General features: G+C 69.8%; 14 protein-coding genes. 8 read left to right on the forward strand and 6 right to left on the reverse strand.

Annotation, left to right across the window (positions count from 1 at the left end; translation table 11 throughout):
• Nucleotides 1-333: 333 nt before the first annotated feature.
• Nucleotides 334-1,554, reverse strand: coding sequence for an MFS transporter (locus tag J2850_RS12520; RefSeq protein WP_246513017.1), 1,221 nt, complete (start codon nucleotides 1,552-1,554; stop codon nucleotides 334-336).
• 107 nt (nucleotides 1,555-1,661) lie between these two features.
• Here J2850_RS12520 and J2850_RS12525 point away from each other — a divergent pair, with 107 nt between their 5' ends.
• The 3 genes from J2850_RS12525 (at nucleotide 1,662) to J2850_RS12535 (ending at nucleotide 5,378) form a co-directional block, all read left to right on the forward strand.
• Nucleotides 1,662-2,267, forward strand: coding sequence for a TetR/AcrR family transcriptional regulator (locus tag J2850_RS12525; protein ID WP_209982061.1), 606 nt, complete (start codon nucleotides 1,662-1,664; stop codon nucleotides 2,265-2,267).
• A 226-nt stretch (nucleotides 2,268-2,493) separates the two neighbouring features.
• Nucleotides 2,494-3,873, forward strand: a complete 1,380-nt coding sequence (gene trkA, locus J2850_RS12530) for a Trk system potassium transporter TrkA (protein ID WP_209982063.1) — start codon at nucleotides 2,494-2,496, stop codon at nucleotides 3,871-3,873.
• A 44-nt stretch (nucleotides 3,874-3,917) separates the two neighbouring features.
• Nucleotides 3,918-5,378, forward strand: coding sequence for a TrkH family potassium uptake protein (locus tag J2850_RS12535; RefSeq protein ID WP_209982065.1), 1,461 nt, complete (start codon nucleotides 3,918-3,920; stop codon nucleotides 5,376-5,378).
• Nucleotides 5,379-5,380: 2 nt separating this feature from the next.
• On the opposite strand, the gene J2850_RS12540 is transcribed toward J2850_RS12535, so the two are convergent.
• Together J2850_RS12540 and J2850_RS12545 are read right to left on the reverse strand one after the other, a co-directional pair.
• Nucleotides 5,381-5,599 carry a hypothetical protein gene (locus tag J2850_RS12540; protein ID WP_209982067.1) on the reverse strand — a complete coding sequence of 73 codons (219 nt, stop codon included), beginning with the start codon at nucleotides 5,597-5,599 and terminating at the stop codon, nucleotides 5,381-5,383.
• A gap of 73 nt (nucleotides 5,600-5,672) precedes the next feature.
• Nucleotides 5,673-6,629 carry a DUF4142 domain-containing protein gene (locus tag J2850_RS12545; RefSeq protein WP_209982069.1) on the reverse strand — a complete coding sequence of 319 codons (957 nt, stop codon included), beginning with the start codon at nucleotides 6,627-6,629 and terminating at the stop codon, nucleotides 5,673-5,675.
• 277 nt (nucleotides 6,630-6,906) lie between these two features.
• Here J2850_RS12545 and J2850_RS12550 point away from each other — a divergent pair, with 277 nt between their 5' ends.
• From J2850_RS12550 to J2850_RS12560, 3 genes are all read left to right on the forward strand, one after another.
• Nucleotides 6,907-8,658, forward strand: coding sequence for an FAD-dependent oxidoreductase (locus J2850_RS12550; protein WP_209982071.1), 1,752 nt, complete (start codon nucleotides 6,907-6,909; stop codon nucleotides 8,656-8,658).
• A 96-nt stretch (nucleotides 8,659-8,754) separates the two neighbouring features.
• Nucleotides 8,755-9,324 carry a mismatch-specific DNA-glycosylase gene (locus J2850_RS12555; protein ID WP_246513018.1) on the forward strand — a complete coding sequence of 190 codons (570 nt, stop codon included), beginning with the start codon at nucleotides 8,755-8,757 and terminating at the stop codon, nucleotides 9,322-9,324.
• Between the two features lie 253 nt (nucleotides 9,325-9,577).
• A complete protein-coding gene (locus J2850_RS12560; protein WP_209982073.1) occupies nucleotides 9,578-10,261 on the forward strand; it encodes a hypothetical protein in 684 nt (227 codons plus the stop codon).
• 76 nt (nucleotides 10,262-10,337) lie between these two features.
• Here the strand turns inward: J2850_RS12560 and J2850_RS12565 are convergent, their stop codons facing one another.
• The 3 genes from J2850_RS12565 to J2850_RS12575 form a co-directional block, all read right to left on the reverse strand.
• Nucleotides 10,338-12,602 (reverse strand): xanthine dehydrogenase family protein molybdopterin-binding subunit, encoded by a 2,265-nt coding sequence (locus J2850_RS12565; RefSeq protein WP_209982074.1) that lies wholly within the window; start codon nucleotides 12,600-12,602, stop codon nucleotides 10,338-10,340.
• A 3-nt stretch (nucleotides 12,603-12,605) separates the two neighbouring features.
• A complete protein-coding gene (locus tag J2850_RS12570; RefSeq protein ID WP_209982077.1) occupies nucleotides 12,606-13,067 on the reverse strand; it encodes a (2Fe-2S)-binding protein in 462 nt (153 codons plus the stop codon).
• A gap of 163 nt (nucleotides 13,068-13,230) precedes the next feature.
• Nucleotides 13,231-14,454 carry an MFS transporter gene (locus J2850_RS12575; RefSeq protein WP_209982079.1) on the reverse strand — a complete coding sequence of 408 codons (1,224 nt, stop codon included), beginning with the start codon at nucleotides 14,452-14,454 and terminating at the stop codon, nucleotides 13,231-13,233.
• A 134-nt stretch (nucleotides 14,455-14,588) separates the two neighbouring features.
• On the opposite strand from J2850_RS12575, the gene J2850_RS12580 reads away from it, so the two are divergent.
• Both J2850_RS12580 and folP read left to right on the forward strand, forming a co-directional pair.
• Complete coding sequence (locus J2850_RS12580; RefSeq protein ID WP_209982081.1) at nucleotides 14,589-15,503, forward strand: LysR family transcriptional regulator; 915 nt, start codon at nucleotides 14,589-14,591, stop codon at nucleotides 15,501-15,503.
• A gap of 108 nt (nucleotides 15,504-15,611) precedes the next feature.
• On the forward strand, nucleotides 15,612-16,826 hold the full coding sequence (gene folP, locus J2850_RS12585) for a dihydropteroate synthase (protein ID WP_209982083.1): 1,215 nt from the start codon (nucleotides 15,612-15,614) through the stop codon (nucleotides 16,824-16,826).
• The last annotated feature ends 17 nt before the right edge of the window (nucleotides 16,827-16,843 follow it).

A 16,843-nucleotide genomic window follows, 5' to 3' on the forward strand; every position in this document is an offset into this window, starting at 1 on the left:
ATGAATGTTCACTCACACGATGGCGAAGCTATTTTGGAAGTGCAATGGCAAAAATGGATAGGTGGGGGCGTGGTGATCGGAGGCTCGCCTCCGGGCTTCCCGTCCGGAGCTGGAACATGGTGGGTCAGAGTCTATCTGATGCTTAGTTGAGGCGCCAGACCGACTCTAAACTTTTGGTTTCCCATGTGAGACACGCTTCAAGCGATTCCGCTTGAACCGATCACGCTCTAAGTCCGGCAGTACGATGTCGAAGCCCGGTTTCCCCCACCATCAGGATCGTCAGCGACGGTCCCGGCCGTACTCCGCGCTTTGCGTGCAGGCCCTGCCGACGCGTCAGTGGCCGCCGAGCCTTGCGGTCGAATGGCGGTGGCCGGCCGGAAAGCCGCGGGTCCTCGCGGACCGGGCGATGAGGACCCCGGCGGTGGCCAGGACCACGAGTGCCCATGGGAATGCCTCCGCTCCCCGCCAGTCGAGCAGCAGGCCGCCGAGAAGACCGCCTCCGGCGATCGCACCGTTCCAGGCAACGACGTTCATCGACAATGCGACGTCCGCACCATCCTGCGCGGCGTCCGCCAGGGCGGTCTGAAGAAGAGTGGCGGCCCCGCCGAAGGTCATGCCCCAGATCGCGACACCGGCGACGATGACCGATGGCGATGCCGTCCAGAATGCGAAGGCGAGCGACGCGAGGTCGAAGGCCAGCAGGCTGAGGAGGACGGTCCGGCGCAGGAAGCGATCGACGAATTTCCCGGCGATCCAGATCCCGGCCAGTGCCGCGACGCCGAAATCCAGCAGCACCAGATCGACGTGGGCCGAGAGGCCGGCCACGGCGGCGAAGGGTGCGATGTAGGTGTAAAGGATGTTGTGCGCGAGCATCCAGGCGATGACGACGCCGAGGACCGGCCGGACGCCGGGTGTCCTGAAGACATGCGGCAGGGGGATCCGCTCGCCTTTCGCCTGCCCGGGATAGTCGGGCACCTTCGCCAGGACCCAGGCGATGAGAAGCAGGGTCAGAAGCGACATGATGCCGAAGGCCGGCCGCCAGCCGACCTGGGTCCCGAGCCATGTTCCGAGCGGAACGCCCAGGGACAGCGCGACCGGCGTTCCCGCCATCGCGATCGCCATGGCGCGGCCCTGCTGGTGCGGCGCGACCATCCGGCGTGCATAACCCGCCAGCAGGCTCCAGGCCAGTCCCGCGGCGACGCCGGCGAAGAAGCGGGCGGTCATGGTCAGCCAGTAGCTCGTGGACAGCGCGGTGGCAGAGTTGAAGACCAAAAAGCCGGCGATCGTCAGCAGGAGGACGTTGCGCCGGCGCCAGCCGCTGGTGGCGATCGTCAGCGGAATGGCAGCAATCAGCGAACCCAGCGCATAGGCGGTCACCGCCTGACCGGCCAGCGACGAGGATACGCCCAGGTCGTGGCCGATCTGTGGCAGCAGCCCGGCCGGCAGGGTTTCGGTCACGATGCAGATGAAGCCCGTCATTGCGAGGGCCAGCAGGGCTGCCATGGGCAGCCGGTCGGCCTCGTCGCTCGCGGATGTGGTGGCCGTCGATGCCATCGGATCCTCACCAGATATATGGAACGATCAGTCCATATATTCGGCGCCGCCGCTCTTGGCAACGATTTATGGATCGACTATTATAGAAATAGCTGGAGGGAGACGCCATGGCGCGAACCGGACGCCCGAGGGAGTTCGACAGGGATGAGGCGCTGGATGCGGCCCTGGCCCTGTTCTGGGCGCAGGGTTACGAGCCGACTTCGCTCGCGCAGCTCAAGGACTGCATGGGGAACATCTCCTCGGCCAGCTTCTATGCGGCGTTCGGGTCGAAGGAGAGGCTGTTCCGGGAGGTCGTCGAACGATACCGGTCCACCTACGGGCTGGTGACGGCGAGCCTGAAGGACGACAGCCTGCCGCCGCGCGAGGCGATCGAGCATGCCTTGCGGCTTTCCGCCGAGATGCAGACCGACCGCCGGCATCCGCCCGGCTGCCTCATGATCCTGGGTGCCAGCAACTGCGCGCCGGAGAACCGGCATATCGACGACATCCTGGCGGCCGACCGGATCAGGAACCGCAATGGCATCAGGGACTGCATCGGCCGTGCGATCGCTTCGGGGGAGCTGTCGGTCTCGACCGATGCCGATGCGCTGGCGGCGGTGTTCCACACGTTCCTGATGGGGATCGCGTTCGAGGCGAAGGATCGCGTGGATCCCGGCGCGCTCACCGCGTCGATCGGGTCGCTGATGACGCTGTGGGACATGCATCGCGCATGATGCGCCGAGCGCGGGCGGTGCCCGCCGCGGCCCGGCCGCCGGCCTGACGGATGGCATGACGGCATTCCCCGTCCGCACACCATCCTGACGCGTCGGGGTGGCGGGCATGCCCGACGTTCTCCTTGCAACGGCGGGCCGCCGCCGTCATTTCCTCACATGCGCCGATCCTCGCTGCGCCGGCCACGCCGGGGAGGCCGGGACAGCGGGATGGAGGAGCCGGGACGGCATGAAGGTGATCATCTGCGGGGCGGGGCAGGTGGGGGCGAGCATCGCCCGCCATCTGGCCCAGGAGGACAACGACGTCACGGTGATCGACACCTCGCCGGAACTCGCCCAGCGCATGGACGAGAGCCACGACGTGCGCGGCATGGTCGGTTATGCCTCCCACCCCGACGTGCTGGCGCGGGCGGGCGGCCGCGACGCCGACATGCTGATCGCGGTCACCCATTCCGACGAGGTCAACATGGTGGCCTGCCAGGTCGCCCATTCGGTGTTCGACATCCCTGTCCGGGTCGCGCGTATCCGCAAGCACGCCTATCTGCGGCCCGAATGGTCGAAGCTGTTCGCCGACGCGCACATGCCGATCAGCGTCATCATCTCGCCCGAGATCGAGATCGCCCGCAGCATCGCGCGCCGCCTGCGCTCTCCCGGCGCCTTTGAGATGGTGCCCTTGGCCGACGGCAAGGTGCATCTGGTCGGCGTCCACTGCACCAACAGCTCACCGCTGCTGAACACGCCGCTCCGCCGGCTGACCGAGATGTTTCCGGACGTGCGCGCCGCGGTGCTGGCGGTGTTCCGCGACGGCAACGGCTTCGTGCCCGACGGCGACGATGCGCTGCGGTTGGGCGACGACGTCCATCTGGTCTGCCGCACCGCCGACATCGTCCGGGTGGTCGGGCTGTTCGGCAATGCCGAGACGCCGGCCCGGCGGCTGGTGATCGCCGGCGGCGGCAATGTCGGCTTCAACCTGGCGCAGATCGTCGAACGGCAGATGCGCGGCATCTCCATGAAGATCATCGAGGCAAATGCCGAACAGGCCGAAACGATCTCCCAGCATCTGCGTTCGAGCACGGTGGTGCTGAACGGTGACGCTCTGGACCACGAGATCCTGGAGGAGGCGCAGGTCGGCCGTGCCGAGACGGTCGTCGCCGTCACCAACGACGACGAGACCAACGTCTTCACCTCGCTGCTGGCCAAGCGGGCCGGCTGCGGGCGGGCGATCACGCTGCTGAACAAGACCGCCTACGCGCCGATCATAGCCGGCCTCGGGATGAACGTCGTCGTCAACCCGGCGGCGGTCACCGTCTCCTCCATCCTGCGCCATGTGCGCCGCGGCCGGGTCGCCGCCGTGCAGACGATCGGCGACGGCTTCGGCGAGGTGGTGGAGGCCGAGGCGCTGGAAACGTCGCGCGCCGTCAGCGGGCCGATCGGCTCGATCGGCCTGCCGGACGGCATGATGATCGGTGCGCTGGTGCGCGGGGACGAGGTCATCATCCCCACCGGCCAGACCCTCATCCAGCCGCGGGATCGCGTCATCGTGATGGCGACCGCCGATCTGGTGCGCAAGGTCGAGCGGCTGTTCGCCGTCGGCCTCGAATTCTTCTGAGGCTCCACGCCCCTTCCAGCGCAACCCGTCCGACAAGGGGCACCATGCCGAACCTCAGGCCGATCCTGTTCATCGTCGCCATCGTGCTGCTCGCGCTGGCGGCCACCATGCTGATCCCGGCCGGGGTCGATTATGCCTACGGCAATCCGGACTCCGGGATCTTCCTGTCGTCCGCGGCCTTCACCGGCGTCTGTGGCGCCACGCTGGCGCTTGCCACCCGCTGCCACCTGACCGGCGGACTGACGCTGCGGCAGGCTTTCCTGCTGACGCCGCTGACCTGGACCACCACCGCCGCCTTCGCGGCGCTGCCCTTCCAGTTCGGACATTTTCCCGAACTGTCGCTGAATTACGCCAACGCCTATTTCGAAACGATGTCCGGCCTGACCACCACCGGATCGACCGTCCTGGTCGGGCTCGACCTGACGACGGAGGGCATCCTGCTGTGGCGGGCGCTGCTGCAGTGGCTTGGGGGCATCGGCATCATCGGCGTCGCCATCGCGGTGCTTCCGGCACTGAGGGTCGGTGGCATGCAGCTCTTCCGGACCGAATCCTCGGACCGTTCGGAGAAGGTGCTGCCGCGCGCCCAGCAGATCGCCAAGGCGATCGTCGCGGTCTATATCGGGCTGACCGCGGTCTGCGGGCTGAGCTACTGGGCAGCGGGAATGACGCCCTTCGAGGCGATCGTCCATGCGCTGACCAGTCTGTCGACGGGAGGATTCTCCACGTCCGATCACTCGATAGGGTCCTTCGACAACCCGGCGCTGCACTGGCTGGTGACGCTGTTCATGCTGCTGGGCAGCCTGCCTTTCGTCCTGTATGTGCGGACGCTGACCGGCCAGCGCGACGCGCTCTGGCGGGACAACCAGGTGCGCAGCTACCTGGGCTTCCTGGCCGCGGTGATCCTGCCGCTCAGCGTCTGGCTGGCGGCCAGCAATCATTTCGACTATCTGGACGCGCTGCGGATGGCGGCGTTCAACGTGGTGTCGGTCGTCACCACCACCGGCTACGCCTACACCGACTACAGCCAATGGGGGAATCTGGCGGTCGGGGTCTTCTTCGGCTTGACCTTCATCGGCGGCTGCACCGGATCGACCACCGGGGGCATCAAGATCTTCCGGTTCGAGGTGCTGGTGATCGTGCTGCGCACCCACTTCCGGCACCTGATCTATCCGCGCGGGGTCTTCCCCCGCCGCTACGGCGCCCGCCGGATCGACGACGACGTGCTCGGATCGGTGATCGTCTTCTTCGCCCTGTTCTTCACCGCCTACAGCCTGCTCACCATCGCGCTGATGGCGCTGGGGCTGGACTTCATCACAAGCGCCAGCGCCGCGGTCGCGGCGCTGGCGAATGTCGGCCCGGGGCTCGGCGACACCATCGGACCGGCGGGAACCTACGCCGCCGTGCCCGATTCAGCGAAATGGCTGCTGTCGCTGGCGATGCTGATGGGCCGGCTGGAGCTGTTCACCGTGCTGGTGCTGTTCATGCCGCAATTCTGGCGGGGCTGAGCCTATTCGTCGGGATTGCGGTTGGCGGCGTGATCCTGCATCTGCTCGGTCTGTATCGCCTTGCTGTCCAGCCCGCGGGCGTCGGAGTGCTGCGCCTTGTCGCGGTTGGACAGGATCATGTTGTCGCCGACGGAGCCTTCCGGCAGGTCGGTGGTGGCGCCGGTACCGCTGCCCTTGCCCTGCGCGGCGCTGCCCATGTGCTTCTTGCTGGCGTTCGCCATGGCGTTCTCCTTCCGGTTGGTTCTGCGGGACCGGTGCCGGGGCGGAACCCCGGCACCGGGAGGGGGATTTGGTTTACTGCGGGTTGCGGGTCTGTCCGCTCGGCATGTCGCCGTGCGACGCGCCGCCGTTCATCGTGCCATGATCGGTCCCGCTGCCGCCGGCGGCGTTGCGGTTGCCGTTGCGGCCGAGCGACACGGTGGTGTCGTCGTACTTGAATTCGCTCATCTGCTTGACCTGGTCTTCGGTCACGTTGCTGGCGACGATGCGATCGCCCTGGCTGTTCAGCATGTTGTAGCCGATGGCGACCTGCTTGGCGCCGATGCCCAGCACGCCGCCGCGGTTCAGCACCACCACGGTGGCGTTGCCCGACTGCGGGTCCAGGATGATGTCGGCGACGTCGCCGAGCTTCTTGCCGTCCTGGCCGTACACGTCCTTGCCCATCATCTTCTCGAAGCTGGTCTGCGGCTGGGTGGCGCTGCTGGCCGAGGCGACGCCGGGGCGCAGTTCCTGCACGTGGCGCAGGTGCTGCTCGAGAGTCGGCAGCGTCTCGCTGGCGAAGCGCTTCAGGTCGGCGTCCTTGCCGTTCTGCGACTGCTCGCGGAACAGGGCGACCGCCGTGCGGTGGGCATCGATCTGGCCTTGCAGATAGGCGGAGTCGAACTGATCACCCTTGAGGCTGCGGAGATGGTCGAGCTTCTGCTGGTGTTCGGAATCGAGCTTGGTCGGCAGGGTCATCGACTTCTGCTGCGCCATCGCCTTCATCGCGTCGGAGGTCTTGGTATGGTCGGAGACCATCTGGCCGCCGAATTGTTTCACGCGCTGTTCCTTGGCGTTGTCCTGGGCCAGCTTGCCGGCCTGGACCTCGAACATGTCGCTGACGGCCGCCTTCTCGGCGAAGGTCATGTCCTGCTGCGCCACCGGGCCCTGCGCCGTGACCGTTTTCGTCGGCGTCGGGGTCTGGGCCGTGGCGATGGCCGGCGCCGTGAACAGCATCAGCGCGGCGGTGGCAAGAAGATGATGACGTTTCATGGCGGCGGCTCCTGCTTGGTTCCTGGTTGTCGGGCGCCGGCAGCCGGGCTGCGGCGCCGCTCTTCCCTCCTTCAACCGGAAAGGGCGTCCGGCGTTCCGGGGCACCGAGCGCCTCCGGAATGGGGTCCCCCGGTTCGGCGACCCGATCGACCGGGGTGCCGCTACCGCGCCGGTTTGCCCCGGCGCAACGCGCCGGGGGTATAGCCGAATGCGCGCTCCGCCTCCGCCATGCGTCCGGGGCATGAAGAAAGGGCCTATGACCCCAACGGAGGCCCGCTTGCTTCGTGACGCCCGCCACGTCCTCAATGGGACGCACATCGACTGCGACCTCTGCGTCATCGGCGGCGGGGCTGCCGGCCTGACCATCGCGCGCGAACTGGCGGGAAGCGCATGCAGCCTCGTCCTGCTCGAGGGCGGCGGACTGGAGGTCGACGGGATTTCCCAGGCGCTCTACGCCGGGCGCAATGTCGGATTGCCCTACGAGCGGCTGACCACGGCGCGCAGCCGCTATCTCGGCGGCAGCACCAATTGCTGGGGCGGCTTCTCCCGTCCCCTGGAACCGAGCGACTTCGCGGCGCGGCCCTGGATCCCGGGCAGCGGCTGGCCGATCCCGCGCGAGGCGATGATGCCCTACTACGAGAGGGCGCAGGAGGTGCTGGGGCTCGGCCCCTTCGACTACGGCACCGATTTCTGGCTGGACCAGGTCGGCGGGCCGCGGGCCGGGCTGTTCCCGGTGGACGGCGGCGGGGGGCCGGATGCTGTGGGTGGCGGCTTCGAGAACCGCGTCGCTCAGCTCAGCCCGCCGATCCGGATGGGCGAGGCCTACCGGGCGGAGATCGGGCAGGCCGCCAATATCACCGCCTTTTTGAACGCGAACGTCACCGGACTGGACACCAACCCGACCGCCACTGCGGTGGAGCGGGTCCAGGTGCGCACGCTCGACGGACCCGGCTTCACCGTCGGCGCGCGGATGTTCGTGCTGTGCTGCGGCGGGATCGAGAACGCCCGCATCCTGCTGCTGTCGAACCGGGTGCAGGCGAACGGGCTCGGCAACGGGAGCGACCAGGTCGGCCGCTGTTTCGCCGACCATCCGCGTTTCAAGACGGCGCCGGTGCGGCTGACCGACCAGGCTCGCCACCGCACGCTCTACGACGTCAGCCTGTGCCTGGCGCGCCGGCGGCTGCGGCGGCCGCACCCGTCGGTCGCCCTGGCGCTGTCGCCCACCGCGGACTTGCAGGAGCGCCATGCGCTGCCCAACTCCCGCACCTATCTGGTCGCCTCCTACCATTCGGGGGCGCTCGACGCCTTCAAGGCGATGCGGGACCTGAAGCTGCTGCCGTCGCGCCACCGCTGCCGCCGTCACGGGGTCCCGGAAGAGGAGGCGGCCAACCTGCTGCGCAACGCCGGTCCGCGCATCCTGCGGAACATGCCGCAATTGGCGCATGCCCTGTTCGACAGCACCATCGATCCCGGATGGCTGCCCCGCCGCTTCGTGCTGGAGACGGTGCTGGAGCCGATCCCCAACCCGGACAGCCGGGTCACGCTGGACCATGCCACCGACCCGTTCGGCCGCAACCTGCCGCGGGTGGACTGGCGGCTGACCGACCAGGACCGGCGGGGTGCGGCCGAAACCCAGCGGCTGCTGCGCGCAGAGCTGCTGCGCCGCGGGCTGATCCGGACCGACGGCCCGGCCGGGGCGCCGCCGGACGCGGCCACGGGCATGGCGGCGGGAGCGGAGATGGCCCCGGAGATGGCCCCGGAGATGGCCGACGTCGGCTGGTGCTGGCATCATATGGGCACCACCCGCATGAGCGTATCGCCGCGTCACGGCGTGGTCGACCCCGACGGCCAGGTTCATGGCGTGGGAAACCTCTATGTCGCCGGCAGCTCGGTCTTCCCGACCATGGGGGCGGACCACCCGACCATGACCATCGTGGCGCTGGCGCTGCGGCTGACCGAGCGGCTGGTCGCCCTGCTGGAGGATGGCCGCAACAGCCCGCCGGCACCGGCCATCGCCGCCTCCCGCTGACGGCGCGGCGGATTCTGGGATTGCGGCGGTCCGGGGGGCTTGCGGACGAAGGGCGCGAGGGAAGGGATTGCCGCGCACCGGGTCCCGGCCCATGTGATGGCGATGGACCTCTTCGCCGGCCAGCCCGCATCAGCGCCGTCCCTTCCCCCCGCGGAAGGGCCGCTTCCCGATATCGTGGCGCCGGGTCTGGAATGCCTGTTCGTCGGGTTCAATCCCGGTCTCCGGTCGGGCGCGCTCGGGCACCATTATGCGGGGCGCGGCAACCAGTTCTGGCGGCTGCTGGCCGCCGCGAGGTTGACGCCGCGCCTCTACCGGCCCGAGGAGGATGCGACCCTTCCGGCCATCGGCCTGGGATCGACCAACCTGGTTGCGCGCGCCACCGCCAGCGCGGCGGAGCTGTCGCGTGCCGAATTGCGCGGCGGCGTGCCGCGGCTGGCGCGGATCGTCGCCCATGTCCGTCCCCGCGTGCTGGCCTACACCGGCAAAGGGGTCTATCTGGCGGCGACCGGCCTGCCCGATGCGCCATGGGGCGTGCAGGAACGGCCGCTGTTCGACGGCGTCGCCGACGTGGTGGTTCCGTCGCCGAGCGGCCTCGCCCGCCTGAGTTTCGAGGAGAAGCTGCGCTGGTTCCGCGAAGTGCGGGCGGAGATCCTGCGGCGGCGTTGACCGGCGAGCCCACGGCTCGGCCAGCGCGCGGCGGAGGACGCGAAATCGAAGGTGGCAGGTGATGAAGGAGCGTCATCGCCGGTGGCACCCCGCCTGATCTGCGCCATCGCCGGGAAAGGCGCCCTTTCCCGGGCAACCTTGAGCCATGCTTCGCGTTATCGAGCAACACCGCGGGCGGCGGCGCCCCCGACCCGCGGGAGCCGCCGGATCATCCCCCCGGCCGAAAAAGGATCGGGCCGCATTGGACCGGAGCATGACCGTCTTCCATCCCAGTGACGGACATATCGAGAGCCACGGAACGGCCGGATGGCCGGACCCGTCTTCCGGTTCCGAGCCGCAACCGCAGGATGACCCCATCGCCGAACGGCTGCGCCGCCAGCGGCTTGCGCTGTCGGCGGCGGCCGTGGTGCTGCTGGCGGGGGTGATGTGGTCGGCCTGCTACCTCACGGTGCTGACCGGCGCGGATGGCGGGACCATCCCGCCGGGCCGGACGGCGGAACGGGTGCCGGATCCGGCGCATGGCCCTGCCTATCGTTCAGCCTTCGATCCCTGGGGGCCGCACCCGTTGCAGGCGGAAACCCGACAGGCAGCAGCCCTGCTGCGCGGGCTCGCCAGGGACGCGCGCCAGCTTGCGCAATGGCATGACCCCGCATCGCCGGCCGCCATGCCGGCCGCGGCTGCTGCCGCCACTCCGCCGGCCAAATCCCTGGAGAAGCCGCCGGCCACTCCGCCGGCCAAGCTGCCCTCCGCGCCCGCCATCACGTCGGCCGCCGGATCGCCGGAGCCGGCCGCACCGGATCCGGCGATCCGGCGGCTGGTCGACAAGGGCTGGCCCGCCTTGCGGCCGGCAGCGTCCCATGTGGCGATCCCGGCCGTTGTTCAGGCGGTCGGGATCGCCGGGGAGGTCGCCGCGACGCCTCAGAGGGCGATGCCCTGACCGCCGGCCGGGAAGCCGCTACCGGGGCTTCCCGGCCAAAGCTTCCTGGCCGGAGCTTCCCGGCCAGGGCTGCCGGTCAGACGATGCCGCCCCGGCTGAAGGGCAGCGTCTGCAACGGCTGGCCGGTCACCGAGAAGACGGCGTTCGCCACCGCCGGCGCCACGGTCGGGACGCCCGGCTCTCCGGCGCCGGTCGGCCGCTCGTGCGACGGTACGATGTGGACCTCCACCGCCGGCATGTCCGACATCCGCAGCGGCAGATAGCTGTCGAAGTTGGCCTGATCGACCACGCCGTCGGTCATGGTGATCTCGCCGCGCAGCGCATGGCCGATGCCCCAGCCGGCCCCGCCCTCCATCTGCGCCTTGACGATGTCGGGGTTGACGACCTCGCCGCAATCGACGGCGACGACGATCCGGTCCACCTTGATCTGGCCCTTGGCATCGACCGTCACGTCGGCGACATGGGCGACATAGGTGTTGAAGCTCTCATGCACGGCGACGCCGCGGCCCTTGCCCTGCGGCAGGGGCTGGCCCCAGCCGGCCTTCTCCGCCGCCAGCTTCAGCACGCCGGCCAGGCGCGGATGGTCCTTCAGCATCTCCATGCGGAAGGCCACCGGGTCCTTGCCGGCCGCCTTGGCGAGACGGTCGATCATCACCTCCTTGGCGTAGGCGGTGTGGGTGTGCCCGACCGAGCGCCACCACAGGGTCGTGACCGGCGAGGCGAGGGTGTGGGCGTCGACGGCGAGGTTCGCCACCGGATAGGCCATGTCCGACGCGCCTTCGACCATCGTCGCGTCGACGCCGTCCTTGACCATCACCGCCTCGAACGGCGTGCCGGCCATGAAGCTCTGGCCGACGATGCGCTGCTTCCAGCCGACCAGGTCGCCCTTGGCGTCGACCGCCGCGGTGATCCTGTGCAGGAACAGTGGACGGTAGCGGCCGCCCTTGATGTCGTCCTCACGCGTCCAGACCAGATGCACCGGGGCCTTCGGGTAGGCCTTGGCGATCATCACCGCCTCGGCGATGTAGTCGGCGTTGGTGGTGGCGCGCCGTCCGAAGCTGCCGCCGGCCCATTGCGTGTCGATCTTCACCTGCTCCGGCTTGCAGCCCAGGATGTGGGCGGCGACCATCTGCTCGACCGTCTGGAACTGCGAGCCGGCCCAGATGGTGCAGCCACCCTCCGGGTTCAGCGCCACCACGGCGTTCAGCGGCTCCATCGGCGCGTGGGCGAGATAGGGGAAGACGAACTCGCCCTCCACCGCATGGCCGCCCTTCGCCTTGGCGTCGGCGATCGCCTTGTCGGCGTCACCCTTGTTCGCCGCGCCCGCGCCCGGCGTTTCCGCCGCCTTGCGGTAGTCGGCCAGCATGGCGTCGGTGCCGCGGGTCTCCGCCTTGCCGTCATCCCAGGTCACCGCCAGCGCTTCGCGGCCCTTGATGGCGGCCCAGGTGTTCTTGGCGATGACCGCGACGCCGACCGGCAGGCTCACCACCTCGATGACGCCCGGCACCTTGCGGGCGGCGGCATCGTCGACGCTCTTCACCGTGCCGCCGAAGCGCGGGCTGCGGGCCAGCACCGCCGTCACCTGGCCGGGGCGGCGGATGTCCATCGAGAAGATGGCGGTGCCGTTGGTCTTGCTGACGTGGTCCAGCCGGTGCAGGTCCGGCTTGCCGATCAGCACATAGTCCTTCTGCTCCTTCAGCTTGACCTGCTGCGGCACCGGCAGCTTCGCCGCCTCCTCCGCCAGTTCGCCGAAGGTCAGGCTGCGGTTGCCGGCGGCATGGCGGACCACGCCCTTCGACACCGTCACCTCGCCGGCCGGCACGTTCCAGCGCGCGGCGGCGGCGGCGACCAGCATGGCGCGTGCGGCGGCGCCGGCCATGCGCAGCTCGTCCCAACTGTTGGCGACGGCGGTGGAGCCGCCGGTGCCCTGCACGCCGAAGAAGTGGTTGGCGTACAGCTTCTGGTCGGCCGGGGCGAAGGCGCCGCGGACCTGGGACCAGTCGGCGTCCAGTTCCTCGGCCACGATGGTGGCGAGGCCGGTGACGATGCCCTGGCCTTTGTCGAGATGCTTGGCCAGCACCGTGACCGTGTTGTCCGGCGCCACGATGACGAAGGCATGCGGACGCGGGTCGGCCGGCCCGACGATCTTCGGGGCCGCTTCGGCGGCCAGCGCCGGCAGCGGCAGATGCGCGCCGACGACCAGCGCGCCGGCCCCGGCGCCGATGGCCTTCAGGAAGCCGCGGCGCGAGGATGCGGGCAGCGGCGTGAGCGACAGCCTGTCGCCGAACCCGTGTTCGGCAAAACCATTCCGGGCGGCCTGGCGGATCAGATGATGCAGCATGGATCAGGCCCTCATCGTCTGGGCGGCATCCTTGATCGCCGCGCGGATGCGGACATAGGTGGCGCAACGGCAGACGTTGCCGTCCATCGCCGCGTCGATGTCCTGGTCGGTCGGGTTCTGGTTGTCGGTCAGCAGCGCCACGGCGCTCATGATCTGACCGGACTGGCAGTAGCCGCACTGGACGACGTCCAGCTTCTGCCAGGCGGCCTGGACGGCTTCCGCCGCCTTGCCGCGCACGCCCTCGATGGTGGTGACCTTGCTGTCCGGCCCCAGCATGCCGACCGGGGTCTGGCAGGCGCGTGTCGGGGTGCCGTCAACATGGACGGTGCAGGCGCCGCATTGAGCGATGCCGCAGCCGAACTTGGTGCCGGTCATGTTCAGCTCGTCCCGGAGGACCCACAGCAGCGGCATGTCTTCGGACACGTCGACCTGCCGTTCCTCGCCGTTTACGTTGATGCGAATCATGGTGTCTGCCTCTTTCTCCCTGAACGGAACGAGCCCCCGGCGATGTCCGGGAGCCGCCCGCTGCCCGGTTCCGGGCGTTGGCGGATGAAATGGGTGCGACGTCGATCCCGGCAACGGTCAAGCTCGGGAATTGTCGTCGGCCGGTTGGTCAGTGGTCGGCCGTTCACAGGCGGCGGGCATCGGGAGCCCGCATCGCCCATTCGGCCGCAAGGGCCGCCGCGGCGGTGACCGCCAGCGACAGCAGCGGAAGCGCCGGCCCGCCGAACAGGCCGTAGGCGCCGCCGCCCAAGGAGGAACCCAGCGCGATTCCGACATAGATGGCCGAGGAGTTGAGGCCCAGCGCCACCGCCGTCCGGTCGCCGGCCAGCATGACCAGCCGCTTCTGCTGCGGAGTCATCAGCATTAGCGAGAAGGCGGCCCAGCCGGCCAGCGCCGCCAGCGACCAAGCATAGCCCGGAGCCGCAATCAGCGCCACGAAGGACAGCGCCATTCCGCCGAAGGACAGCCGCGTCGCGGCGTTGACGCCGATGCCGTCGGCCATGCGGGCGGCAAGGGCATTGCCGGCCATGCCGGCGACGCCGAAGACGAACAGCGCCAGCGAGACCTGGTCGGCGTCGCTGCCGAACCGTTCGGCCATCAGCGCGCCGAGCAGGGCGTAGGTGACGAACTGCGCCACCATCTGGAGCAGGCTGGCCAGGATGCTGGAGCCGACGGCGCGGCGCCCCATCAGGGTGGCGACCTCGGCCAGGCCGAGCCGGGCGCGGCCGGCGCCGACATGGCCGGGAACCCGCAGCCGCACCGCCAGGGCGATGGCCAGCGCCAGCGCCGCCACCAGCAGGAACACCGTCCGCCAGGACAGGTGGGAGCCCAGCCAGGTCGCCAGCGGCACCCCGACCACGGTGGCCAGCGTCGCCCCGGCGAAGACCGTGCCGAGCGCCCGTCCGCGCCGATGCGCCGGCACCAGCGCCGCGCCGACGGCCGAGGCAGACGGGCCGACCAGTGCCGCCGCGGCGCCGCAGGCGATGCGCAGGCCCAGCGCGGTGGGATAGTCGCCGGCCAGCGCGGTGCCGACGCAACCGGCGGCCAGCAGGACCAGCCCGCCGACCAGCAGCGTCGGCAGCGTCCAGCGCGTCGCCAGTGCCTGCGCCAGCGGCGCCGCCACCGCGAAGGCGAGGGCGAAGGCGGTGACCAGCCCCGCCGCGGCGCCCGGTGTCACCTCCAGATCGTGGCCCATCGGACCCAGCACGCCGACGACCTCAAGAGAGGTGACGCCGACGGTGAAGTAGGCCAACGACAGGAGGACCAGCGCCGTGCCTTCATGCGGGGTCGGAACAGCGATGCCGGCCGCCGTGGGCGCCGCGGCCGCTGAAGGTTGGATGTTTGTCATGTGAGTCCCCGGATCGGCGGGCAGGCAGGCGCGCGATTTGCAACGGCGCGGGGACCGGCGCCCGCCAGCGCGACGTCTGGACAGAATACACCGTTCAGTGCAAAATGAACAAGAAGTCCCACACTCATATCGCCATGAAAGCCATTCATAGTCCTGCCCTGGACCTGAACCTGATCAAGGTGCTGGACGCGCTGCTGGAGACGCGCAGCGTCTCGCGCGCTGCAGAAACGCTCGGGGTCAGCCAGTCGGCGGTCAGCCATTCGCTGGGGCGGCTGCGCCTGCTGGTCGGCGATCCGCTCTTCGTGCGCACCGGCAACCGGATGGAACCGACGCCCCGCGCCCAGCGTCTCGCGGAACCGTTGCGCGACCTGCTGATCGGTGCCGCCCGCGCCTTGTCGGCGGAGGAAGGGTTCGATCCGCTGCGGGAGGAGCGCAGCTTCACCATCTCCACCTCCGATTCATTGCAGGCGGTGCTGCTGACCGGCATCCTGCGCGATGCGGCGGAAGGAGACCTCCGGGTCTCGGTGGCCCTGCGCAGCCTCGACCCGGACGCGATGCTGAACGCCCTGGACGACGGAACCGTCGACCTCGCGATCGGCTACATTCCCGAACTGCGGCGCTGGCACGACCGCCAGTTCCTCTACCGTGAGACCCATGTCTGCCTGTTCAATCCGGCCCTGGTTCCGGTTGTGCCGCCCATCGGGCTGGAGGACTACACCCGCTATCCCCACCTGATGCCGTCGCTGCGCGGCGGCCTGTCGAGCTTCGTCGACGACGAACTGGCGGCGCTGGGCACCCGGCGGCGGGTCGCAGCCTCCACCACGCAATTCCTGGCGATCCCGATGATCCTGACCCAGGCGCCGATGCTGACCACCCTGCCGGCCAGGCTGGCGCAGGTCTGTGCCGGGGCTCTCGGGCTGGCCGTCAGCCCGCTCCCCTTCGAATCCGGCGACTATGAGATATCGATGGTCTGGCATCGCCGCAATTCCGGATCGCCCTCGCACGGCTGGCTGCGGCAGCGCATCGGGGACGAGGCGGCGAAGCTGTAGGGCCGGGCGCCGTTCCCGCGGCCATGACCCTTGTCAGCCGGCGTCCCCCGTGCCAGGAACACCTGCCAGGAACAATACCGCCCGTTCCCGCCGCCACAGGGGTTTGCCATGCCGCCGTCCTCCGCCAAGCCCGCCGCGCCTCCGGTAGCCAAGCCCGTTCCGCGGAAGTCCGCCGCCGGGTCGCTGGCGGGATTCTGCCCGTGGGCGGCCGGGGAGGGGGTGCGGGTCTATCTGCGGCCGGTCGGGCTGATGCCGGTCGCCGCCTGGTCGAAGGGCGCGGCGGTGCCGCTGGCCGGCGGGCGGTTCGCCTTCTCCACGGCCGAGCTGATCGTCCGCGACCGGCCGGGCGGCGCTGGCGATGACGGCGGCGATGATGGCGGTGAAGGACGCCTCGACCGTGCCTTCGCGCCGCTGTCGGAGATCATGGCCTGGGGCTGGGAGCGGTCGCGCGCGGTCGCCGAGGCGCTGGACCGCCAGCTCGGCGCGCTGACGCGGGCGCGTGCGCCGTTCGGCGGGCTGGCGATGGACCGGCCGCGCATCATGGGCATCGTCAACGTGACGCCGGACAGCTTCTCCGACGGCGGCCAGTTCCTCGATCCCGCCGCCGCCATCGCTCATGGCGAAGCGCTGCTGGCCGCCGGTGCGGACCTGCTGGACATCGGTGGCGAGTCCACCCGCCCCGGCTCCTCCCCGGTGTCGCCGGAGGAGGAGGAGAGGCGCGTCCTGCCGGTGGTGCAGCACTTCGCCGTGCGCGGTGCCGTGGTGTCGGTGGACACCCGCCATGCCCGTGTCATGGCGTCAGCCGCCGCGGCCGGCGCGCGCATCGTCAACGACATCGCCGGGCTTGCCGATCCCGACGCCCTGCCGGTGGTGGCGCGCGGCGCGATACCGGTGGTGGTGATGCACATGCAGGGCGACCCGGGCACGATGCAGGCCAACCCGACCTATCGCGACGCGGCGCTGGACGTCTTCGACTGGCTGGAGGAGCGGGTCGCCCGCTGTGCCGCGGCCGGCGTGCCGCCGGAGCGCATCGCCGTCGACCCCGGTATCGGCTTCGGCAAGTCGACGGCGCACAATCTGGACATCCTGCGGCATACCGCGCTGTACCACGCATTGGGCTGCGCCGTCCTGATCGGGCTGTCGCGCAAGGGCTTCATCAGCCGCCTGTCGCGCGGGGAGCCGCCGAAGGAGAGGCTGGCCGGGTCGCTCGCCGCCGGCCTGGAGACGCTGAACCAGGGAGCCCAGATCCTGCGGGTCCATGACGTCGCGGAAACCGTGCAGGCGCGCGCCCTGTGGGAAGGCCTGCATCCGGTTCCGTCCTGACTGTAACCCTTTCGCGC

The sequence above is a fragment of the Azospirillum picis genome, assembly GCF_017876115.1.
GTDB lineage: Bacteria > Pseudomonadota > Alphaproteobacteria > Azospirillales > Azospirillaceae > Azospirillum > Azospirillum picis.